The organism is Photobacterium sp. TLY01, from assembly GCF_021432065.1.
GTDB classification, from domain to species: Bacteria; Pseudomonadota; Gammaproteobacteria; order Enterobacterales; family Vibrionaceae; genus Photobacterium; species Photobacterium halotolerans_A.
The window spans coordinates 1,840,188-1,861,831 of sequence record NZ_CP090364.1 but is presented as its reverse complement, the minus strand read 5'-3'; the positions used below and the strand labels follow the sequence as shown (position 1 = coordinate 1,861,831).

The following is a 21,644-nucleotide window of genomic DNA, read 5'->3' as shown; positions in this document are numbered from 1 at the left end:
AATGAAGTATGCAGCTTTGGTCTACTATGACGAATCAGTCATGAAGTCGCTCACGCAAGACGAGTGGGATGCGCTCAACCGTGAGTGTATCGATTGCGGTGAATCCCTGCGGTCGCGTGACTATATGATTGGCGGTGAAGCGTTGTTATCCATCCAGGCGGCAACCACGTTACGCGTTCGAAATGGCAAGGTCGACATTACGGACGGCCCGTTTGCTGAAACCAAAGAACAGTTGGCCGGTTTCTACCTGCTGGATGTCAGGGATCTGAATGAAGCGATTCAGATGGCCAGTAAGATCCCGCCAGCACGCTACGGCAGTGTAGAAATTCGCCCGGTTCGTGAGGTACTGAGCGAAAATAATGAGAGTTATTAAGACTCAGTCGTGGTGAAAGCACGACAGGTAAAGGAGAAAGATCATGAGTTATGTAGATGGCTTTGTTTGCGCTGTGCCAACAGACAAGCGAGAGGAATACCGACAACATGCCGCAGAAGCTGCACTGGTCTTTAAAAAGTACGGCGCCGAGCGTGTGGTCGAAACCTGGGGCGATGATATACCCGATGGCGAAGTCACGTCTTTTCCGATGGCGGTTCAATGTAAAGACAGTGAAACTGTAGTGTTTTCATGGATCATCTGGCCGTCAAAAGCGGCACGAGACGATGGCATGGCTCAGTTCATGAAAGATCCGATTTGTGATCAGAATCTGAATCCCATGCCGTTTGATGGCAAGCGTCTTATTTATGGTGGGTTTGAAACGATCGTCGATTGCTAGAAACTGTCTTTTGTGTAGGTGGCGGCTGTAGAAAAGCGGTGCAGTTATGCACCGCTCAGTCTGTTTAACCAAAAGGAAAAACGCATGATTGTTATTGCTCGGTTTTCATTTGCCCATGAAGCATATATTGCCAAAGCCAGCCTTGAGGCTGCCGGTATTCATACCCGCCTGGTTGACGAGCATACAGTGAATGTGCAGTGGCTGTATTCCAATGCAATGGGTGGCGTGCGCCTGATGGTCGCTGAACAACATGCCGAGCAAGCTCGTGATATTTTAAGCAGTGACTTTTCACAAGCTGTCGAGGACAGTCATATCTTGTCCGGGGAAGCGTATGCCTGTCCGTGTTGTGGAAGCCATGATTTACTGCCGTACACAAAAGGAAAGCGACCCGCGTTCGTCGTTTTCCTCTTCCTTGGTTTTCCCTTGTTTTTTTACCGCCATGGCTATCAATGCGAAGCTTGTGGCGAATTTACTGACACGCTTTGAGGCAGAATTTGCTTACAGTGCCTGTCCCGGTAATCCCGGGCAGTAAGCGCCATCGTTCTGAACCGTATCATCTGTGGTCCATCTTCCGTCTGTCCTGATTGATTTTTAAAAGTGTCTGTCCTGATTGATTTTTAAAAGTGTCTGTCCCGATATTCTTCTCTGAACCGCTCTATCCCTTGTCCCTACCTCCGTCTGTCCTGATTGATTTTTAAAAAGTGTCTGTCCTGGTATCTTTTGTGCCTGTCCTGCTAATCCCGCTGATATTTTTCGTTTCATCTTATGTCTGTCCCGATATCCTTTGTTGCCAATAAAACTAATGATAGTTCTATCGTTAATCGGTTGATGAAGTAACACTGTGTGTTTTGGTGTGAAATAGGCATATGTGACGGGTAATCGGATGATTACATTATGTATTTAAAACATATCGGAAAGTTTGATGCCTTTAATGCCAAAGCAAAGAGATATATTTCGATTCTTGAATTGATGATATCTATTCTTGATCACGGTTTTAACTGTCGACTGCGATTCGTTTCTTTAAATATTACAAAGTGACTCGAGACAAGTTCTTTTGTTGATATAAAAAACATATTCTTGTGTTTAATCTCCCGCCAACTGACTTATCGCTTAATTGTCAGGATTTCAGTCTCACACCTTAATTGACCATGTTCTGATAAGTACATGCGACACAAAGGCTTTATATGTTCAATATTTTAAAATCATTTAGCCGTGCTGATTCGCCCGTTTCTCTGTTTATGAATAAACAGGTGTTTGCCATTCTGTTGTTTGCCAGCGCAAATGCTGCTGTGAATCCGTATAAGAATATATTTGGTGTGGATGTTATCGGTTTGCAGGAAATTTACTATAGTTTAGTAATTTTACTGTCAGGTGTAATTATTACCTTCTTTAGTATTTATTTTGGCATGCGATCTGATAAAGAAGGTAGTTTTGTAAAGTATATTGTTATTTGCAGCGTTTGTGGTGTGTTTGGAAATATTTTACTTTATATCTGGCCGAATGAGTATACGTACTTTTTAGCTAATTGTTTGTTGCTGCCTGTATTTTGCGTGCTGAATTCATTAATTTTTGGTTATGCCGCGGCGAAGCGCAATGTGGATGGTACTGATAATGCGCACAATGAGAATGCGGCACTGCGCTCGACTTACTCAATGGGATATGTGTTAACCCTCGGTATGATTGGGATGCTAGCGCTTCAGAAAGAGCAGCTCATCTTTATCTGGTTATTCTCTGGCATTATGTGCTGCCTGATTTTTACCTTGTACTTTAAAGAAAAGTTTGTCAATGAAAGCCATAAATCAATGTTGTCTTCTGAACCTATCTCTAAAGTGTTTCATGCTTCGAATATCATCAAGCTGATAAGTGTGTCCCTTGTCACCAACATGCTGTTTACCTTAGATGCGACTGTGCCTTTTATTATTGTCAATCAGGTGAAGGGGGAGTATTCAGATATTGGTGTCTTTGAAGCGGGCATTGCTGTGTTTGAGGTTTTCTTCATTTTTTATTGGTCTAAGTCAGCGCAAAGAAAGAAAACATCCAGTGTGATAATTATGGGTGCAGTCATATTTTCATTGTCGACCATGTTGTTGTCTGTGACGCAGAATATTATACATGTCTATTTGTTAATTCCTATGATTGCCTTGGGTGCGGCATGCCTGATTAGTATTCCTATCGGGTTTTTGCAATCGCTGGCTGAAGGAAGACCGGGCGTTGGCAGCTCGTTATTGTCGATTTCATTCTTTGTATCATCTTCAGTTTCATCTGTTGTTTACTTCTTAGGTAATTATTTCTTTGATATCAGCATGACCATATTTATTTCATCGGCTGTTGGTTTGTTAGGTTTGACCATTTTATACCTGGCTGACAGACGGTAATTATCGCCCGAAAGGGCATTTAATAAAGGAGAGAAAATGTCGACGTTTTGTGTAGTCGGAGGGGGACTGTCTGGCCTTGAATTTGCGCTTTATTCTGCTATTCAGGGCAACAAGATTGTGGTTTATGAGTCCGGACCGGATTTGCGGAAAGAGCATGTGCATTTTGATACTCGTGTTTTGGATGGCGATGAAAAGAAAGTGCACTGGACGGCAGATGAACATTGGGCTATCGGTGGCATCAGTGAACGTTTGGGAGGACGCTCGCTGTGTTATCACGGGGTGATGCTGCCGCTGGAACCCCAGGCACTGGCAAGCTGGCCCGAGGTTTGGCAACAGCGCTTAAATGGCCCGGGGGGGGTGTATCGTCAGTTGCAGAAGGAATTTACCGGTAAATATCCGGAAATGACCAGGCAGCAACAGATTGGTATGCCTTTGACTCATGCGCCTCAGGCTGCGGTTATCGGCGAGAATGCGACATTTTCGTCATACAGCCCTTTATATCAGCTTGAACCTTTTATCCGGGATGGGGTGATCCGAATTGAAAGCGCGACGATCGCCAAAGTGGAAAAGAAACCTGAGGGCTTTTTTCTGATTGATCAGAACGGACGCACAGTGAACCCGTTACCGTTTGATAAATGTATTTTGTCGGCATCAGCTTTGGTGAATAACAAGATTATTTCCACATCGCTGGCAAAATCCACCACAGCACAGGTGACCGATCATTACTGTATTGGCGTCGCTGTGAAAGTTGATCAGGGCGAACGTATTGCTGAATACCGCCATGAAATGTTGTGGCATGGTTTCAGCGAGCATCATGATCTGAATGCCAACTTCTTTGTGGTGGAGCGACCGAATCTCGAGAGCGGAGATCGCCTTTTGCTACTGATGGCTGTGGTGGAGCAAAATCCGTATCAGTCTGAATTTAGTCAGCTCCATTGTCACTACAGCCAGGGGCAGACCAGGCTGGAGATTCAGTCTCATCATTCAGAGGCCGGGATTGAAAACTACAACCGTGTTGCCAGACGCATTGTTGAATTTGCCAGTGAGCAGTTAAGCACTGAATTAGTGCCATTATTTGACACGCCGACAGAGCAAGCGGGTGCGTTTTTCGGCTCAACAGAAAGTACCGAGATAGAGCAGGCACTGGCAGCGCTGAGCGAAACGGATCAATCCAACGTGTATACGCGATTTATCTTCCCTTACGGATCGTACGAACACGAAAGCTGTACGCACCCCATAGGCGGGACCGGTGATATTGCTTTAACGAATGACTTGGAGTTAACGGCTATGCCGGGGGTGTATGCCATTGGGCCGGGCGCTTTTCCTCGTTTGGGCATTGCGAATCCAGCTCTGACCATATGTTCACTGTCCCGTTGGCTTGCGTCACATATTTAAGTAGGAAACAATGATGAATAAACTCGCAATTCTGGGCGGCAGCCCTGTTATTTCAGAACCATTACCCGCTTGGCCAAGTCTGGATCTATCCGTGATGGCAGATATTGAAGCCATTTTAAAAACCGGTGAAATTAACTATTGGACCGGCAAGCGTGGCATGGCCTTTGAAAAGGACTTTGCGGCGTACTTGGGCAATGGCTATGCCGTGACCACCACCAATGGCACGTCAGCGTTGCATACGGCATTTTCGGCTTTGGGTATTGGTTCAGGTGATGAAGTGATCTGCCAGTCCTATACCTTTATTGCGACCGCATTTTCGATTCTGCAGGCGGGAGCACTGCCTGTATTTGCCGATGTGGATTATACGCATACGCTTGACCCTCAGTCGGTAGAGAGCAAGATCAGCGAGAAAACCAAAGCCATTGTGGTTGTGCATACATTCGGAGTGCCAACCGATATGGATGCGATTATGGCCATCGCCAGAAAGTATGACTTGAAGGTGATTGAAGATTGCGCTCAGGCATTGGGGGCCAAATACAAGGGAGCTTACCTTGGGACGATTGGCGATGCCGGTTGCTTCAGTTTTTGCCAGAGCAAGCATATCACGACAGGCGGTGAAGGCGGTGCTGTGTACGTTAATTCAGAAGATCTGGTCTGGAAATGCCGCTCGTTCCGCGATCATGGTTACGACGTAGCAAAAAGGCTGGGTTTGTTTGAAATCTCACAGAAACTGCCATACATCCATACTCAGGTTGGTTTTAACTACCGGATGACTGAAATTCAGTCTGCCATTGGCATCAGGGAACTCTCTCGCTTTAAGGCAACTGCATTAGAACAGCGAATTCGCAACGGGCGCTACCTGAGTGTGTTATTGAAGGAACACCCTTTGGTGAAGCATGCGCCGGTTGATGATGAAGTCCGTGGCAACGCCTTCTGGTGGGCGCCGTTTGTGCTGGATATGAGCCAGCTCAGTTGCGACATCAAGACGTTTACCAAAGCCATTGATGCCGAAGGAGTGCCCGGTTATCCGGTGCCCTGGCCAGAAGTTTACAATGAAGATGCCTTCCAGAAACAGAATGGGTTTGGCACGAATAACTACCCATTTAACGATCCTGCCCACAGACAGATGGATTACACCCTAACGGACTGTCAGGCGGCCAGACAATTGGGAGACAGTTCCATCGTGTTCCATACCCATCCAGTTTATTCAGAACAGCACATGGAAAAATTCGCCACTGCGTTCAATAAAGTCTACAAGCACTATAAAAAGTAGTCCTGCGCAGAATAATTTTTGATGAGATGGTTGTTCCATTGAGCACCGCCTCCGCATTCGCGGAGGCGTTTTTTTTTTTGCGAATACTGTCCTAACCTTCAGATAAACCAACAAAAAATCTTTTTGTTTGTCACATAATGACCATGACCGCCACTCTCTGAGGAATCAACAGTGAACATCAAACCTGAGTTAGACGTCACAAGCGATGAGCATGCCGCGATCACAGCGCTTCGCAATGATGCATTTCCCGATCATCAAGTCGCCCGTTCTTATTACAAACAGTTACCGCATATGCGGGCGCTGGAATACCGAGATGGCAGGTTAGTGGGTTACTTGGGGTTGGACTACCGTGTGATGCGTGTTGGGGAATCCATATTTAAGGTGCTTGGTGTGATCGATTTTTGCGTTGCCAAAACGCACCAGGGGCAGGGTATCGGGTCTGCTATGTTGTCTGAGCTCTGCGAATACTCGCAGCGCCGGGATGTTGACTTTATTATTTTAATTTCTGATCTGGCGAAGTTTTACACTGATCGTGGCTTTCGTCAGATCCATGCGCCAAGTGCCTGGCTGAGGTTGCATGAACATAGAAATTTCGGTGTCGCCTTTGAAGATCTTGATGATCTATTGGTGAAGCCCATCAGCGGTAAACGCTGGGAGCCTGGATATGTTGATTGGCTGGGTTATCTGTTTTAAAGGTCTGCTGTTTTGAGCCTCCTGAGTGGCAGGTGATAAACATGCGACGGTGCGCCATTTGTGAATCATAAGAAGGAGTCTGACTGTGACATATGAGGAATACAATGCATTTTGCCGTTCTTTGCCTGCAACAACATACGTGGTTCAGTGGGGAGGCGCTCATGTCTGGAAAGTGGGGGGGAAAGTTTTTGCCATTGGTGGCTGGGCGAAACCGGGCGAGCCAGCATTTACATTCAAAGCCTCTGAGCTCAATTTTAATATTTTAAAAGATGAACCCGGATTCAGGCCTGCGCCCTATCTGGCCTCGCGGGGGATGAAGTGGATTCAGCAAACAGATACTGAGCAGACAAAAGATGAAGCACTCAAATATTATCTCAAAGAGTCACACCGTATTGTGTCTTTAGGGCTGAGTAAGAAAAAACGAAAAGAACTCGGCCTGAATCAGGATGAATAAAATCAGTGCACTTGAAGCCTTTGCCCGATAAGAACGGCGATAGCCTGAATCTTTAGAAAAGTTCGATTCAACCCTGAGGGAAAATGCAAGAACGGTTGATATTACAGCCGATGAAACGAATAAGGGGGCATGGCTGTGAAATGCCAAACGAGCCAGTGGTGCTTGACCACATGAAGGTTCAGCCGCTTTTATGGTTGACGGTTCTTCTGGTTATAGAACACCCGCTACACTTTTGTGATGGCACGTTTGGGCAATTTGAACTGAAAGGTCGGCGGGTATGATATGGACATGATTTGGCTGTGGATCGGTTTTAACCTGTTTGTCATTTTGTTGTTGGCTTTGGATTTGGGTGTGCTGCACCGGGGCGAGCGGGTGATTGCGGTACGAGAAGCACTGCTACTGAGCCTTGGCTATGTCATCTTGGCGCTGATTTTTGCGGCTGGGATCTTTGTCTTGATGAGCCGGGAAGCCGGGTACGCGTTCCTGACCGGTTATTTCATTGAAAAGAGCTTAAGCGTCGACAATATCTTTGTCTTTGTGCTGATTTTTATGCATTTTTCGGTACCGCCTCAATTTCAGTACCGGGTGCTTTTTTGGGGCGTGCTGTTCGCTTTGGTTTTACGTGGTAGTCTCATTTGGGCGGGGGCTGCGGCCATTGCATCCTTCCACTGGGTAATCTACGTGTTTGGTGCATTTCTGGTGTTTACCGGTATTAAAATGCTGGTCACTGTCAGTCAGACGCCGGATCTGGATAAAAACCGTGTGGCGTTGTTTATGCGGCGACACTTCCGGGTGACGGACAGTTTCGTCGGCCAGCAATTTGTTGTCCGTCAAAATGGTCTGCTATACATCACCCCTTTGTTTATTACGCTGGTGCTGGTGGAGTTAACCGACGTAGTTTTCGCACTGGATTCCATCCCCGCTATTTTCGCGATTACCACCGACCCGTTCATTATTTACACGTCGAACGTGTTTGCTATCCTCGGCCTGCGGGCGCTGTATTTTGCGTTAGTGGGGGTCATACATCGCTTCCACTATTTAAAGTACGGGCTCTCTTTGGTGCTCGTGTTCGTTGGGGTGAAGATGCTGGTGAACGCGTATTTCGGCACGAAGATCATTCCGACGGAATTAGCGTTATTGATCACTGCAGTGCTGATTGGTGGCTCAATGCTGATATCTATTGTTCGTACACGTCATCTGACCGAGGCGGAGCGTTCAGCAGAAGCTGACAAAGCCGGTTCATGGTGGGTGCCCGGCAGCCCTGCACGACCGGATAAGACTAAGTCGCCACCGAACCGTTCTGAATAATTTGCTACGCTCGCTACATGGCTCGTTTTTGTGTCACTCTTTTTTTAAAGATTTGATTTTTTTAGGTGTTTTAGTGATTTTTCCTTGTGATATTGTGCCGAGGGAAGTCAAAGAAGCACCTTTGGTTCTGCACTGATTTGATGGATGGGTGAGCCACTTTGTTCAAGTGTCTGTCCCGTTGTTGGGGGAACATTGACGTCTTAGCCGTGCAAGGTAAAAGGAAAAATCACAATTATAGGTTGCTACCCGGGAGTGAAAGCCTCAGAATGTCGGACTTTTCGCCGTCAGAGAGTTAGGCGAACATTCACATCATTAACAATTGAGAATCATATATGGGTTTTGCCTCAACAGGTCTTTCTGCGCCAATCCTGAAAGCTATTCAAGAAAAAGGATACGACACTCCCTCACCAATTCAAGCGCAGGCTATTCCGGCTGTGCTGGATGGAAAAGACGTCATGGCTGCAGCTCAGACGGGAACAGGTAAAACCGCTGGCTTTACATTACCGATTCTTGAGCGTCTTTATCAGGGGCCACAGGTTCGCAGCAACCAAGTGCGTGCGCTTATCTTAACGCCGACACGCGAGCTGGCAGCACAGGTACAGGAAAGTGTGTCCGTCTACAGCCGTCATCTGCCGTTGAGCAGTGCTGTGGTATTTGGTGGGGTCAAGATTAATCCTCAGATGCTGCGTTTGCGCAAAGGCGCAGATATTCTGGTGGCAACACCAGGACGTCTGATGGATTTGTATAACCAAAATGCGGTGAAATTTGATCAGCTGGAAGTTCTGGTTTTGGATGAAGCTGACCGCATGCTCGATATGGGTTTCATCCGCGATATTCAAAAAATTCTCAAATTGCTTCCTGCGAAACGTCAGAACTTGCTGTTTTCAGCAACGTTTTCTGATGAAATTCGCACCCTGGCGAAAGGCCTGGTAAACAACCCTGTCGAAATTTCTGTCAATCCCGCGAACTCAACGGCAAGAACGGTTGAGCAGTGTATCTATCCGGCCGATGTGAAGAAAAAAGCGCCTATGCTGGTCAAACTGATCAAGGATGGCGACTGGCAGCAAGTGTTGGTGTTTACTCGGACGAAGCACGGCGCAAACCGCCTGGCAGCATTTTTGTCTGAAGAGAAACTGGCTTCTGCGGCCATCCACGGTAACAAGAGTCAGGGCGCGCGAACCAAAGCGCTGGCTGATTTTAAATCGGGCAAAATTCGCGTGTTAGTGGCGACAGATATCGCCGCACGTGGCATTGACATCCCTCAGCTACCACAGGTGGTGAACTTTGAGCTGCCTAATGTGGCGGAAGATTATGTGCACCGGATCGGACGTACAGGCCGTGCAGGCGAGACAGGTAAAGCGATCTCACTGGTGTGTGCTCAGGAAGCAGACGAGTTGTTTGGCATTGAGCGTTTAATTCAGCAATTGCTGCCGCGCATGGAACTGGACGGTTTCAAGCCGAGCAATACGTTACCGGACTCAAAGCTGGACTCGCGTCCCATCAAACCGAAAAAGCCGAAGAAGCCGAAGTCCAATAAACCGCGCTCAGGCCAGGCTCAAGGTGAGCGAAACAATGCCGGTGGTAATACGGCGCAAAAACCAAGGCGCAGAACGAATGGCCAGGCTAATGCTGCAAACAAAAATGGTGCCGGACGTTCTGAAGCGGGTCACTCAGCGGGTAATGCAAGACCGGCTGGTAACGCGACTGGTGGCAACAAGCGACCTGCTCAGCGTCACAGAGCGCGTCCGCAATCGGCGTGATGCTTTGCTGACAACTTAGATCTGATAACAAGCCTGTCTGAGACAGGCTTGTTGCTTTTGAACCGCTCTTAATTTTCGCTACTGGTTTGCGTAATGCAATGTTTGGCCAACTCATGATACCGGGTCTGCATGGTATCGACGAAATCATTGGCATCGTCAAAATGGCTAACCGGCTCACCAATCACCACATCGCAGTTAAATGGAACAAACATAGCTGTGCCTCTGGGTAAAGAACGGCCAAGACCACGCATGACAACCGGAATAACCGGGCAGCCCTCATGATCTTTCACTAAATGGTAAATGCCTTTCTTAATGCCGCTCATGGTTTCCGGCTCGCCCCGGCTGCCTTCCGGGAAGATGATCAGTATATCTCCCTGCTCCAATGCCTGATGACACTCCTGTAAGACTGCTTCCCGCTGGCTGGGAGAAGGGGATCGTCTCAGCGGAATAATGCCAATGACGTTCAGCGACAACCAGGCAACGACTTGATTGGCCAAAAAGTAATCTGCCGCGGCGACCGGACGAACTTTATGGACGATGGAGATGGGAAACAGCGCCAGTAACACCAGTGTATCTAAATGGCTGTTATGATTCGCGGCTACCACAACCGGGCCATTTACAGGCAGGTTTTGCCGCTGGATGATGTTCAGACCAAGGCCAATAAATACCAGCGGCTTAACAATGAAGAGGATAAATAACACCTTGAGCACGTGAGCCATGGGATCCTCAATAGTAGAGATAGTAAATGTAATGGAAGAACAGCGGCGCGGTGAACATCAGGCTGTCGATGCGATCCAGGATGCCGCCGTGGCCCGGAATAAACTGACTGGTGTCTTTGATCTGCAAATCACGTTTCACCGAAGAAATGACTAAATCCCCGATAAAGCCACTGAAGGCAATGATCATCCCGGCGACCAGACCCTGCAGCGCGGTGAGTGGCGTCAGATAGGGCGCGACGAAATACGACACCAGAATCACGGTGGCGCTGCCGCCGATAAAACCTTCCCAGGTTTTATTCGGGCTGACTTTCGGCACTATTTTGTGTTTGCCGAAAGACTTGCCCCAGACGTACTGACAGACATCGTTAAACTGGGTAAACACCAGAAGAAACAGCAACATTCCCAATGAACCGGCGTCTGGATTCAGGCTTGGTAAGACCAGCAGATAGGCCATATGGCTGATACAGAACACGGTCAGCATCATGGCCCAGTGAATAATCCCGGCGGAGCGGATGAAACCTTTGGTATCGCCAATCAGTACCATCACCATCGGCAGGTACAGGAACACATAGACCGGAATGAAAATGATGAACATGCCGTACCAGCCAATCGACAGCCAGTAATACTGAAAGGGAATCGACAGATAGGCCCAGAAGATCACCCGGCGGTCTGTCATTCGGGTCGGTACGATAGACAGGAATTCTTTCAGTGCCATAAAGCTCAGAAAGCCGACAAAAAACAGCGTATAGGTCAAGGGCAGGTAGAGGACAACGAAAACGATCCCAATCATCCACCACCAGGAACGGATACGCAGCTTCAGTTCAAGATAATCTCTGTCTGGATGGACGCGCGATTTCCACAAATAAACCAGCGTCCCTGTGATCAGGACGGCAATGATGGCGAGCATCAGATACAGTGAATGGGAAGGAACACTAGTCATGGTCTGCGCTTTCCTTATCAGCCTGTTCCGCCGCTTTAAAACGATAAATACTCATCAGACGGCGCCAGGTGGTTATTACAGATCCCACCAGCATAATTGCCAGCGCGGTGTCCATCGTGTAGGCCAATACCTCGGGCAGCAAGGCGAACACCTGGCTGATGAACAAGACAATTAAGCTCACGGTCAGCAGCGCCATTCTGTGCTGTTTGGCCATAGGTCCGCGAAAATCGGCCGGACAGCCCATGCTGACCCCTAATACGCGAACGTAAGCGGTCAGCACGGCGACCAGGGCGCATAGCCATGCCAGCGTCATACCGATATCAGACTGGGTTGCAAAACCTGCGGCGATGATAAACAGCGGATCTGCAATACGGTCGGGTACGTCATTGAATAATTCTCCTGCCGGGGTTTTCTTACCGCCTTCAACTGCGACCATACCGTCGAACAGGTTGCACAGCAGTCGCAACTGGATACAGGCTGCAGCAACAAGCAAAAGCGCACTGAACGCAGCGCTTTTGTACCACAGCAGTGCAAGCAGACCGAGGATGGCAAAGATGATGCTCATCAGGGAGATCTGGTTCGGTGTGATGTTTTTCTGGCTTAACCAGACGGCAATGTGCTTGGTTAAAGCCGTCTCCCTGACAGCCAGAGGACGCCGGTTGGATTCTGATTCGTGCTGATTCTTCATGTTTAAAACTTATCGGAAAAAGAAAGTGATGCTGGCCGGGTGAAACTTTCAGAATGTTAAACGTCGCGTAAATATGACGGATGAGCAGTCGCAGACAAGAAATGAGTGTCGTCAGTTTAACCATTCGGATTTGCCAGCAAGAAGGCATAAACATAAATGGAATCGGTTGAATATCAAGCGATTGATTAAGATTATTTGAAGTGCTTTCAAACTCAGAGACAGAACGCGGGACAGACAGCAGATGCTGAGCGCGAAGGTGCTGAAATGACAGAATAATTGATAGCATGCTGTGGAAGAGGAACTGCCACAGCATGAGTAGGATCGCAGCCTCAGTGGAGGAAGCGAATGGCTTTACAGTCGGGCAGTGCGGGTGGCCCGGAAGTCACTGAGCCCGGTCTTGCCAGATAATGCGCCTTCACGTGACTTCATGATGCCTTCACTTTGACCACTGGCAGTTTTGCGTCTTGCCAGGCTTGTATGCCACCGGCCAGTGAAAACACCTGTGTAAATCCCATTTTTTGCAGCGATTGAGCGGCTAAGGCCGAGCGGGCACCGGAGCGGCAATAGAGGTAAACAGGTTGCAGCGCCATGACTTCAAGCGCATTGTGGTGGTGGGCAACCGCTGGATGCGTGTCGAGCTGCATTTCAAGGACGCCCCGAGAAATATGGATGGCACCCGGCAGCATGCCTGTGTTGATTTCAGCGCGTTCGCGAACATCAATTAAAATAATGTCATGATTGAGCAGTAATGCTAATTCATGGCAGTGAATTTCTTCAATACCTTGTTTAGCCTGGTCGGCTAAGGTGCGTCCGTTAACAAGCATCGCTTTTTCCTCTTTACATCAGAGAATCATTGAAGGGAAGAGTGAGGGCAGTGACTGGTAAAGAATGAACCCTGCCATCAGAATTAATGCCACAGCAAAAGCACGTTTTAAGTGATGTTGGGAGAATCGTCCGGACAGCCGTTGCCCGGTTAAACTGCCAGCCACGCCAACGGTCGTCATGATTGCAATCACAGACCAGTCCAGTCGGGTTTGTGTCAGTGCGAGCACATCCTGGTATTTCAGAAAACCGATCAGCGAGTTCATGACGATGATGACCAGACTGGTCGCCACCGCCGTTTGCATCGTCAGGCCACTGAGTAGCACAAGTGCAGGAACGATCAGAAAACCACCACCGACGCCGACAAATCCGGTCAGCACGCCGACCAGCATTCCCTGTAAACCGATGAGCCAATAGGACTGAGGCTGAGTATCATCTGACTTATTGTTCACCGGCTGGAACATTCGCCACGCTGCTGCCAGCATCACGACGGCAAATACTGCCATCTGGATGGCACCATTCAGATAGCTGGCGATCCAGGCTCCCAGGTATGTTCCAGCCATTCCGGGGAAACCAAACAGCAAGACCAAAGGCCAGTTGACTAAACGTTGCCTGATACCACGGAAAGCAGTGATGCTGCTGATTATTCCGACGATAATTAAGGCACTGGCGATCGCTTGTTTCTCTGTCTGTCCCAGACCGTAAGCCAGAATGGGTACCGTGAGTATTGCACCGCCGGATCCCAGTATGCCCAGGCTGAGCCCGATTGCGATTGCGCCAAAAAAAAGAGTGATCATAGAGACCTCAATGCTTGCTATGATTATTCGTATATGTGTAATATACGATATATAGATATTAAAGAAAAGGAAGAGTCTGATGAATGCGATGATTAAAGCTTTCTATCATACTGACACCAGCACTATCAGCTACGTTGTCTATGACAAACAGGGCGGGCATGCTGCCATTATTGACAGTGTGCTGGATTTCGCGGCGCACTCGGGCAAAGTCTGGACCGCATTTGCTGATCAGCAACTGGCGTTTATCAAAGAGCAGCAACTGACTGTCGATTGGATTTTGGAAACCCACGCTCATGCCGATCACTTATCAGCGGCACATTATTTGCGTGAACAGCTTGGTAGCCCTGTTGGCGTTGGCGAGGGAATCATCAAGGTACAAAAAACGTTTAAAGCTGTCTTTCATATTGATGACGATGAATTACTGCCAGATGGTCAGGTCTTCGACCATTTGTTTCACGATGGTGAGCTTTTTACGATTGGCGCATTAACCGGCAAGGTGCTGTCGACACCAGGGCACACGAATGACAGTGTGACGTACCTTATTGAAGGGAATGCATTCGTCGGTGATACCTTATTCATGCCGGACGGCGGTACAGCCCGGTGTGATTTTCCCGGCGGTGATGCAGGCGTGTTGTATGACAGTGTGTCCCGGTTACACAGTCTGCCGGCCGAAACCCGATTATGGATGTGCCATGATTATCAACCTGAGGGCCGGGAGCTGGCTTATGTCACGACAGTTGCAGAGAGCCGCAGTCACAATATCCACATTCATCAGGGGGTCGACAAAGACGCTTTTATTCAGGTGAGGCAAGACAGAGATCAACATCTGGATGTGCCGAAACTGCTGTATCCGTCGGTGCAGGTGAATATACGTGGTGGTAAGTTACCGGCAACTGAAAAGAACGGTACAGCTTACATCAAAATTCCGTTAACGATTGAGCCGAAAAATTGAGCTGATTGAACAAGATAACCCGGTTAGTGCGCCTTTAGGCTGTCGCTAAACCGAATTGATTCACTGGATTTGTGAGAGTTATGACATGACAGAATTCACTCCCTGGACGGCACTGGCCGGCGGCACTGTGTTGGGCCTTGGTGCACTGATTTTACTGTTGCTCAATGGCCGCATTGCGGGTATTTCAGGCATCGTCAGCGGTGCGTTAGATGTGAGCGATCCAAACGCCAGATGGCGTTGGATGTTTATCGCCGGACTGATGATTGGGCCCTTACTGGCGGCACCTTTTGGAACCTATTTGCCAGAGCGTATTGACGCTGGCTGGCCACTGATCATCGCGGGTGGATTGCTGGTGGGTGTCGGAACACGATTAGGATCGGGCTGTACCAGCGGACACGGTATTTGCGGCATCGGGCGTCTATCTCCCCGTTCTATTGTCGCAACAGCAACCTTCATGTTGGTCGCTGTTGTTGTGGTATTTATTGTTCGCCATCTGACAGGAGTTTAATGGTATGCAGATGTTCATCGCTCTGATTGCCGGTTTATTGTTTGGTGCCGGATTAACGATTTCTCAAATGGTCAATCCGGATAAAGTGTTAAATTTTCTCGATGTAGCAGGACAGTGGGATCCCAGTTTAATTTTGGTGATGGGTTCAGCATTGGTCGTTTTTGGCCTGGGCTATCATTTTTTAGTGAAACCTCGTTCAAAGCCTCTGATTGCGGATCAGTTTTTTATTCCGACCAATAAAACTATCGATAAACCTTTGATCATTGGCGCTATTTTATTTGGCCTGGGCTGGGGGTTAGTGGGGATTTGCCCTGGGCCCGCTGTGAGTAATCTGCTGGGAGGTAATGCGAAAATTTTCGGCTTCGTTATCGCGATGTTGGCGGGGATGCAGTTTTCTGGCACTATCGACCGTCTGCTTAAAAAGTCTTGAAAATTATGAGGGTAGAATGCGAGATTATTCCAATATGGAGGCAAATGTCGAGCAGGCGGTTGAGCTGCTCAAAGCCATGGGTAATCAGCATAGGCTGATGATACTGTGTGTACTCCAGGAAGAGGAATTGTCTGTTTCTCAGCTGAATGAACGATTTCCTATCCCTCAGTCGTCTTTGTCACAACATCTGGCCTGGCTGCGCCGGGCCGGATTTGTGAAAACGAGGCGGGAAGCGCAGACGATTTATTACCGGCTCGATAACGACGCTGTCATTGATATCATCGCCATGCTCCATAAGCATTACTGTGCGGATTGATCCCCTTTCTCTGTGTTTTTTCGTCAATCTGGGTGAACTTTACTCAGGTTGATGTGCTAGTTATTCCTGATAAGGCAGGTAATTTGACCTGTATTCCATTTTTTCCAAGATCAAAATCAAATATTTCAACAATGCAGGTTGTAGTTTGTGCGACACCTCATTATTTTGCTTCCTGACCGAACGCCTTGCCTTGACCTGGCAAGAGATGAAATATCAGCCAATCTGGCTGGTTTTTATCAGAAATGACCGAAGTTCTATCGTGTTAGGAGTACGATAAATGACATTACACTGCTCGCTTCCAGGCCAGGCATTATTGCCGGGTAGGGGGGCTATTCTCATCATTTCCCTTCTGAGTGCTTTTCTCTGCCGCGGCGCTATGACCTTGCTGCCTTTTTCACGCCCGTTTTCTGCCTGTCGCCTTCAATTCTTTCGTCTCTTTCGTCGATTTAGAAGTTTTGGCCATTGTTAGCCCATACAGAATACAACTGATTTCGACTGAGTCGTGTCAGAGTGTTTTTAAATATAATTAAATCAGATAGTTATAAAGATAACGCTTGCGTGCACTTTTGAGATAAGCCGCAGTGAAGGACATGAAGGAAAATTCCGTGAATATGAAATTGTTAGGCAGTTCCCTGATTATTGCTGGGACAGCACTGGGCGCAGGTATGCTTGCCATTCCTATGGTATTGGCCCAGTTTGGCTTACTGTGGGGCACCTTGTTAATGCTGCTGATCTGGGTGGGTACGACTTACGCAGCCCTGTTGTTGCTTGAAGCCAGTATCAAGTCTGGTGGTGGCCTGGGCATGAATTCGATTGCCCGTAAAACACTGGGTAAAGGTGGCCAGCTGGTGACAAATGGCTTGCTGTACGCGTTGCTGGTGTGTTTGCTGATGGCCTACATTATCGGGGCCGGTGATTTGCTTAAGAAACTGACTGATGGCCTTGGTATCGAATTAAGTGCGACGCAGGCACAAATTGCGTTTACCGTAGTCGCGGGTTTCGTTGTCGCTGCCGGAACCGGTGTCATTGACCGCTTGAACAGGCTGCTGTTTGCGGCAATGGTGATCATGCTGGCCATGACGCTGGTGACTCTGGTGCCTGGGATTAATCCAGACAACCTGGCATCGGTTGGCAGCGATAACAAAGTCGCTCTCATCAAAACCAGCTCTGTGCTGTTTACCAGCTTCGGTTTTATGGTAGTGATCCCGTCACTGGTCACTTATAACCCGGAAGCCACGCAAAAGCAGTTAAGAAATATGGTGATTGCAGGTTCTGTCATCCCATTATTCTGTTACCTGTTCTGGCTGTACGCGGCGGTTGGTAATCTGTCGCCTGAGCAATTGGTGGGCTTTGCGAATGTTTCTGAACTGATTGCTGCGCTGAGTGTGAATCACGGCAGCATGCAGCTGATTTTGTCTATCTTCACCGGTCTTGCACTATTGACCTCGTTTCTGGGCGTGGCCATGGCACTGTTTGACCAGAATGCCGATGCTTTCCGTCAGAACCGGGCTGTGACCTATGTACTGACCTTCATTTTACCGATGCTGGGCGCGATTCTGGCGGCGAATCAATTCCTGTCCGTGCTGAGCTATGCCGGTATCATTCTGGTGTTCCTGGCTATTTTTGTCCCGATGGCAATGACAGTCAAAGTCAGAAAAGATGGCGATAAGGCGACAGTGACAGAGGGTAATGAAGCTGTGTATCAGGCAGGTGGCGGCGTCATGGCGCTGGCGCTGAGCTTTCTGTTCGGTTGTTTTTTATTAATGGCTGAACTGATTTAATCAGTGAGTATCAATCAGATGTAAAAAGGCGCTTCCCATGGGAAGCGCCTTTTTTGTGGCACTCAATATCGTATTCGCGACATTGCTTTGAGGATGCTAACGATTTGTTTGACCGAACAAGACCGATATCGTCAGGAGTAGTTTCAGGTTTGACCGAACGCTGAAATAACCTATCTGCCGGAGTAGTGATCTGTTGACACAGAGTAAGCAGCTAGTGACGTATCCTCAAAAAGTTGAGCGAATCTTACCGACTTTCTTTTGCTGGTGCTAGGCTTGGGCCTGTTTTCTCAAAAAGACAAAATTCGCCATAACGTAAACTTTTTTATACACACTTTTCTCCTATGACACAGGTGCCAAGTTAGAGTATCTTGGTTAAAAAAGATGGGATATGGATATGAACTGGAAACTTGCGGATCAGGTGGCTGAAAAGGCGCTGGCAGAAGGTAGCCTGATGCCAATCACCACAGAAGCGGAGCAGATTGAAGAGCAGGGCGTGATTTATCTGGGCCATGTAGTGACGGAAAATGCGGGTAAGAAGTTGCTCAATCTCACGGCCAGGCATCCCTCGAACCCGTTTCTGCCTTATGAGAAAGCGATGTATGTTTGTGAAGCCGGGGAGCACCACGTATGTCTGCTCAATAAGTTTCCGGTTATCTCACCGCACTTACTGATTTGCTCAAAAGATTTTGTCCCTCAGGAATCGCCTTTAAGCTGGGAAGACTGGCATGCATGGCTGGGGGGATTTACACACTCAGATGTGCTCGGCTTTTATAACAGTGGGCCATTAGCCGGAGCGAGTCAGTCACACAGGCACATGCAGTTGGTCCGAAGTGAAATCCCACTGGAAAAAGTGATCGCGGGTGGAAAGCTTCCGTTTGCTCACTGGTTATATCTGGTTGAAGCGATGACCACTGACGAGCTGTATGACGCTTATCTACAGGGGATGAAAGCCTTGTCGCTTTTTAATGAGGCAGGCGATACGTGCAAGCCGCATAACATCCTTCTCACAGAGCGCTGGCTGCTGATACTGCCTCGTACTGCCAATAATGTTCAGGGGCTTTTTGCCAATGGGATTAACTACAGTGGACGCTTCCTGGTGAAAAAACCGGAACAGCTGGTGTGGTTACAGGAATACGGTTTAATGCGGTTTTTGCGCGAATGCAGTGAGTGAATCACAGACAGAGCCTTGGGAAGAAGCATCTGTTGTTGCGGCATTAAAAAAACCCCAGCCTGAGCTGGGGTTTTTTGTCGTTACGTTAAGAAAATAAATTATTTCTTAGCGTTACGCTCTTTCACTTCTGCGATCACTGCGTCAGCAACGTTCGCTGGGCATGCAGAGTAGTGAGAGAATTCCATTGAGAACTGACCACGGCCAGAAGTCATGGTACGCAGGTGACCGATGTAGCCGAACATCTCAGACAGAGGTACGTCAGCTTTAATACGAACACCCGTTGCACCAGCAACCTGATCTTTGATCATACCGCGACGACGGTTCAGGTCACCGATAACATCACCAACGTGATCTTCCGGAGTGAACACGTCAACGTGCATGATAGGCTCAAGCAGCTGAGCACCCGCTTTAGGCATAGACTGACGGAATGCGCCTTTCGCTGCGATTTCGAATGCTACAGCAGAGGAGTCAACTGCGTGGAAACCACCGTCGAACAGCTCAACTTCAACGTCCAGCACAGGGAAACCAGCCAGAACACCAGTATTCATCATACCAGCGAAGCCTTTTTCGATTGCAGGCCAGAATTCTTTAGGAACGTTACCACCAACAACGGTAGACACGAACTTGAAGCCAGAGTTTGGCTCACCTGGTTTGATACGGTAGTCGATCTTACCGAACTGACCAGAACCACCAGACTGCTTCTTGTGCGTGTAGCTGTCTTCGATTGCTTTGGTGATAGTTTCACGGTAAGCAACCTGTGGAGCACCTACAGTCAGTTCAACACCGTGAGTACGCTTCAGGATGTCAACTTTGATGTCCAGGTGCAGCTCACCCATACCTTTCAGGATGGTTTCGCCAGAATCTTCGTCAGTTTCAACCTGGAACGATGGATCTTCTGCGATCATCTTACCCAGTGCGATACCCAGTTTCTCAGAAGCGCCTTTGTCTTTCGGAGCAACAGCGATAGAGATTACTGGATCTGGGAAGATCATTGGTTCCAGAGTACATTCGTGCTTAGGATCACACAGAGTGTGACCAGTCTGAACGTTCTTCATACCAACAACCGCGATGATGTCACCCGCTTGTGCTGAATCCAGCTCGTTACGGTCGTTTGCGTGCATTTCAACCATACGGCCGATACGCTCAGTTTTACCGGTAGCAGAGTTCAGGATGGTATCACCCTTCTTCAGCTTACCAGAGTAAATACGGATGAAGGTCAGGGCGCCGAAACGGTCATCCATGATCTTAAACGCAAGTGCACGGAAAGGTTCGTCAACAGAAACAGTTGCAACTTTACCAGTCGGCTCACCAGTTTCTGGATCAGTCAGATCCTGAGGGTCAACTTCTGTTGGGTTTGGCAGGTAGTCAACAACGGCGTCAAGCAGCAGCTGCATACCTTTGTTCTTGAACGCAGAACCACAGAAAGTTGGGAAGAAAGCCAGGTCACGCGTACCTTTACGGATACAACGCTTCAGGTCTTCGATAGAAGGCTCTTCACCTTCCATGTAAGCTTCCATCAGCTCGTCGTCTTGCTCAACGGCAGTCTCGATCAGCTCTTCGCGGTAAGCTTCTACGTCATCAACCATATCCGCTGGGATTTCTTTGATTTCGTAGTTTTCTGGCTGACCTGAATCGTCCCAAACGTAGGCTTGGCGAGTCAGAACGTCAACCACACCCACGAAATCGTCTTCGCGGCCGATTGGCAGGGTCATAACCAGAGGGTTTGCACCCAGAACTTTCTTCACTTGCTCAACAACGCTGAAGAAGTCTGCGCCCATACGGTCCAGTTTGTTCACGAAGATCAGACGAGATACTTCTGATTCGTTCGCGTAACGCCAGTTAGTTTCAGACTGAGGCTCAACACCACCTGAACCACAGAATACACCGACACCACCGTCAAGTACTTTCAGAGAACGGTAAACTTCAACGGTGAAGTCAACGTGTCCCGGAGTATCGATAACGTTAAAACGGTGGTCTTTCCAGAAACAGGTCGTCGCAGCTGACTGGATGGTGATACCACGCTCGGCTTCCTGATCCATGAAGTCCATGGTAGAAGCACCGTCGTGTACTTCACCCAGACGGTGGATTTTACCGGTCAGCTTCAGGATACGCTCAGTGGTAGTGGTTTTACCCGCATCTACGTGCGCGAAAATACCAATGTTTCTGTATTTAGATAGATCTGCCATTGTTTTTCTCTATATGAACAATTGTTGTCACATGTCAGGGTGGGGAGTATAGCACTACTTACAAGTATCAGAACATAGATCTGAGTAATTTAATAAGTATTCGTTGGCTTTTAACCCATTGATTCAGGCAGGAACTGGATGATTGTTCAATAAAAATACAGAAAATGTCTGTTAACTGATTGTGACAAGGTGTTGCATCCCGGCCGGGCAGAACAACAAATTTCTTGATGATATGCCCAGCGATTCAGGCGGCGTATTTTCTTATGGTATATATTTGTGTTACATGTCAGTGTTCGTCATTGACAA

22 protein-coding genes are annotated in these 21,644 nt (G+C 48.2%); 16 read left to right on the top strand and 6 right to left on the bottom strand.

Annotated elements, in window-relative coordinates; genetic code table 11:
* Position 1 precedes the first annotated feature (1 nt).
* From LN341_RS08945 to LN341_RS08900, 10 genes are all read left to right on the top strand, one after another.
* The gene (locus tag LN341_RS08945) at positions 2-373 is read left to right on the top strand and encodes a YciI family protein (RefSeq protein ID WP_234203098.1); all 372 of its coding nucleotides are present in this window, start codon (positions 2-4) and stop codon (positions 371-373) included.
* A 43-nt stretch (positions 374-416) separates the two neighbouring features.
* The gene (locus LN341_RS08940) at positions 417-770 is read left to right on the top strand and encodes a DUF1428 domain-containing protein (protein ID WP_046219814.1); all 354 of its coding nucleotides are present in this window, start codon (positions 417-419) and stop codon (positions 768-770) included.
* A gap of 84 nt (positions 771-854) precedes the next feature.
* Entirely contained in the window at positions 855-1,256 is a 402-nt protein-coding gene (locus LN341_RS08935; RefSeq protein ID WP_234203097.1) for a DUF2007 domain-containing protein, read from the top strand.
* A 698-nt stretch (positions 1,257-1,954) separates the two neighbouring features.
* Positions 1,955-3,145: a hypothetical protein gene (locus LN341_RS08930; RefSeq protein WP_234203096.1), complete on the top strand. Its 1,191-nt coding sequence runs from the start codon at positions 1,955-1,957 to the stop codon at positions 3,143-3,145.
* 36 nt (positions 3,146-3,181) lie between these two features.
* On the top strand, positions 3,182-4,540 hold the full coding sequence (locus LN341_RS08925) for an FAD/NAD(P)-binding protein (RefSeq protein WP_234203095.1): 1,359 nt from the start codon (positions 3,182-3,184) through the stop codon (positions 4,538-4,540).
* Between the two features lie 10 nt (positions 4,541-4,550).
* On the top strand, positions 4,551-5,813 hold the full coding sequence (locus tag LN341_RS08920; RefSeq protein WP_234203094.1) for a DegT/DnrJ/EryC1/StrS aminotransferase family protein: 1,263 nt from the start codon (positions 4,551-4,553) through the stop codon (positions 5,811-5,813).
* Positions 5,814-5,984: 171 nt separating this feature from the next.
* On the top strand, positions 5,985-6,506 hold the full coding sequence (locus LN341_RS08915; RefSeq protein ID WP_046219819.1) for a GNAT family N-acetyltransferase: 522 nt from the start codon (positions 5,985-5,987) through the stop codon (positions 6,504-6,506).
* Between the two features lie 85 nt (positions 6,507-6,591).
* Complete coding sequence (locus LN341_RS08910; RefSeq protein WP_234203093.1) at positions 6,592-6,960, top strand: MmcQ/YjbR family DNA-binding protein; 369 nt, start codon at positions 6,592-6,594, stop codon at positions 6,958-6,960.
* 282 nt (positions 6,961-7,242) lie between these two features.
* On the top strand, positions 7,243-8,268 hold the full coding sequence (locus tag LN341_RS08905) for a TerC family protein (RefSeq protein ID WP_046219822.1): 1,026 nt from the start codon (positions 7,243-7,245) through the stop codon (positions 8,266-8,268).
* Between the two features lie 332 nt (positions 8,269-8,600).
* The gene (locus LN341_RS08900) at positions 8,601-10,028 is read left to right on the top strand and encodes a DEAD/DEAH box helicase (RefSeq protein WP_234203092.1); all 1,428 of its coding nucleotides are present in this window, start codon (positions 8,601-8,603) and stop codon (positions 10,026-10,028) included.
* A gap of 68 nt (positions 10,029-10,096) precedes the next feature.
* Here the strand turns inward: LN341_RS08900 and LN341_RS08895 are convergent, their stop codons facing one another.
* From LN341_RS08895 to LN341_RS08875, 5 genes are all read right to left on the bottom strand, one after another.
* Complete coding sequence (locus tag LN341_RS08895; protein WP_234203091.1) at positions 10,097-10,747, bottom strand: lysophospholipid acyltransferase family protein; 651 nt, start codon at positions 10,745-10,747, stop codon at positions 10,097-10,099.
* Positions 10,748-10,754: 7 nt separating this feature from the next.
* On the bottom strand, positions 10,755-11,687 hold the full coding sequence (locus LN341_RS08890; protein WP_234203090.1) for a phosphatidate cytidylyltransferase: 933 nt from the start codon (positions 11,685-11,687) through the stop codon (positions 10,755-10,757).
* Positions 11,680-12,375: a CDP-alcohol phosphatidyltransferase family protein gene (locus LN341_RS08885; RefSeq protein ID WP_234203089.1), complete on the bottom strand. Its 696-nt coding sequence runs from the start codon at positions 12,373-12,375 to the stop codon at positions 11,680-11,682. Before LN341_RS08885 ends, LN341_RS08890 begins: the two co-directional genes overlap by 8 nt.
* Positions 12,376-12,800: 425 nt before the next feature.
* Positions 12,801-13,199: a rhodanese-like domain-containing protein gene (locus tag LN341_RS08880; RefSeq protein ID WP_234203088.1), complete on the bottom strand. Its 399-nt coding sequence runs from the start codon at positions 13,197-13,199 to the stop codon at positions 12,801-12,803.
* A gap of 18 nt (positions 13,200-13,217) precedes the next feature.
* A complete protein-coding gene (locus LN341_RS08875; protein ID WP_234203087.1) occupies positions 13,218-13,994 on the bottom strand; it encodes a sulfite exporter TauE/SafE family protein in 777 nt (258 codons plus the stop codon).
* Positions 13,995-14,073: 79 nt separating this feature from the next.
* Here LN341_RS08875 and LN341_RS08870 point away from each other — a divergent pair, with 79 nt between their 5' ends.
* From LN341_RS08870 to LN341_RS08845, 6 genes are all read left to right on the top strand, one after another.
* The gene (locus LN341_RS08870) at positions 14,074-14,946 is read left to right on the top strand and encodes an MBL fold metallo-hydrolase (protein ID WP_046219829.1); all 873 of its coding nucleotides are present in this window, start codon (positions 14,074-14,076) and stop codon (positions 14,944-14,946) included.
* Between the two features lie 85 nt (positions 14,947-15,031).
* Positions 15,032-15,454 carry a YeeE/YedE family protein gene (locus LN341_RS08865; RefSeq protein WP_234203086.1) on the top strand — a complete coding sequence of 141 codons (423 nt, stop codon included), beginning with the start codon at positions 15,032-15,034 and terminating at the stop codon, positions 15,452-15,454.
* A gap of 4 nt (positions 15,455-15,458) precedes the next feature.
* The gene (locus tag LN341_RS08860; RefSeq protein WP_234203085.1) at positions 15,459-15,884 is read left to right on the top strand and encodes a YeeE/YedE family protein; all 426 of its coding nucleotides are present in this window, start codon (positions 15,459-15,461) and stop codon (positions 15,882-15,884) included.
* 16 nt (positions 15,885-15,900) lie between these two features.
* Complete coding sequence (locus LN341_RS08855; protein ID WP_046219832.1) at positions 15,901-16,200, top strand: metalloregulator ArsR/SmtB family transcription factor; 300 nt, start codon at positions 15,901-15,903, stop codon at positions 16,198-16,200.
* A 605-nt stretch (positions 16,201-16,805) separates the two neighbouring features.
* Entirely contained in the window at positions 16,806-17,981 is a 1,176-nt protein-coding gene (locus LN341_RS08850; protein ID WP_046219833.1) for an amino acid permease, read from the top strand.
* 394 nt (positions 17,982-18,375) lie between these two features.
* Positions 18,376-19,152: a phosphorylase gene (locus tag LN341_RS08845; RefSeq protein ID WP_234203084.1), complete on the top strand. Its 777-nt coding sequence runs from the start codon at positions 18,376-18,378 to the stop codon at positions 19,150-19,152.
* A gap of 98 nt (positions 19,153-19,250) precedes the next feature.
* On the opposite strand, the gene fusA is transcribed toward LN341_RS08845, so the two are convergent.
* Positions 19,251-21,338 carry an elongation factor G gene (gene fusA / locus LN341_RS08840; RefSeq protein WP_046219835.1) on the bottom strand — a complete coding sequence of 696 codons (2,088 nt, stop codon included), beginning with the start codon at positions 21,336-21,338 and terminating at the stop codon, positions 19,251-19,253.
* Positions 21,339-21,644 lie beyond the last annotated feature (306 nt).

Excerpts from the sequence above, each read along its gene's own strand:
- LN341_RS08855 (WP_046219832.1), top strand. The coding sequence starts at position 15,901 with ATGCGAGATTATTCCAATATGGAGGCAAATGTCGAGCAGGCGGTTGAG.
- LN341_RS08925 (WP_234203095.1), top strand. The coding sequence starts at position 3,182 with ATGTCGACGTTTTGTGTAGTCGGAGGGGGACTGTCTGGCCTTGAATTT.
- LN341_RS08905 (WP_046219822.1), top strand. The coding sequence starts at position 7,243 with ATGGACATGATTTGGCTGTGGATCGGTTTTAACCTGTTTGTCATTTTG.
- LN341_RS08870 (WP_046219829.1), top strand. The coding sequence starts at position 14,074 with ATGAATGCGATGATTAAAGCTTTCTATCATACTGACACCAGCACTATC.
- LN341_RS08875 (WP_234203087.1), bottom strand. The coding sequence starts at position 13,994 with ATGATCACTCTTTTTTTTGGCGCAATCGCAATCGGGCTCAGCCTGGGC.
- LN341_RS08920 (WP_234203094.1), top strand. The coding sequence starts at position 4,551 with ATGATGAATAAACTCGCAATTCTGGGCGGCAGCCCTGTTATTTCAGAA.
- LN341_RS08945 (WP_234203098.1), top strand. The coding sequence starts at position 2 with ATGAAGTATGCAGCTTTGGTCTACTATGACGAATCAGTCATGAAGTCG.
- LN341_RS08935 (WP_234203097.1), top strand. The coding sequence starts at position 855 with ATGATTGTTATTGCTCGGTTTTCATTTGCCCATGAAGCATATATTGCC.
- LN341_RS08845 (WP_234203084.1), top strand. The coding sequence starts at position 18,376 with ATGAACTGGAAACTTGCGGATCAGGTGGCTGAAAAGGCGCTGGCAGAA.
- fusA (WP_046219835.1), bottom strand. The coding sequence starts at position 21,338 with ATGGCAGATCTATCTAAATACAGAAACATTGGTATTTTCGCGCACGTA.
- LN341_RS08860 (WP_234203085.1), top strand. The coding sequence starts at position 15,459 with ATGCAGATGTTCATCGCTCTGATTGCCGGTTTATTGTTTGGTGCCGGA.
- LN341_RS08865 (WP_234203086.1), top strand. The coding sequence starts at position 15,032 with ATGACAGAATTCACTCCCTGGACGGCACTGGCCGGCGGCACTGTGTTG.
- LN341_RS08885 (WP_234203089.1), bottom strand. The coding sequence starts at position 12,375 with ATGAAGAATCAGCACGAATCAGAATCCAACCGGCGTCCTCTGGCTGTC.
- LN341_RS08940 (WP_046219814.1), top strand. The coding sequence starts at position 417 with ATGAGTTATGTAGATGGCTTTGTTTGCGCTGTGCCAACAGACAAGCGA.
- LN341_RS08900 (WP_234203092.1), top strand. The coding sequence starts at position 8,601 with ATGGGTTTTGCCTCAACAGGTCTTTCTGCGCCAATCCTGAAAGCTATT.
- LN341_RS08930 (WP_234203096.1), top strand. The coding sequence starts at position 1,955 with ATGTTCAATATTTTAAAATCATTTAGCCGTGCTGATTCGCCCGTTTCT.
- LN341_RS08895 (WP_234203091.1), bottom strand. The coding sequence starts at position 10,747 with ATGGCTCACGTGCTCAAGGTGTTATTTATCCTCTTCATTGTTAAGCCG.
- LN341_RS08890 (WP_234203090.1), bottom strand. The coding sequence starts at position 11,687 with ATGACTAGTGTTCCTTCCCATTCACTGTATCTGATGCTCGCCATCATT.
- LN341_RS08880 (WP_234203088.1), bottom strand. The coding sequence starts at position 13,199 with ATGCTTGTTAACGGACGCACCTTAGCCGACCAGGCTAAACAAGGTATT.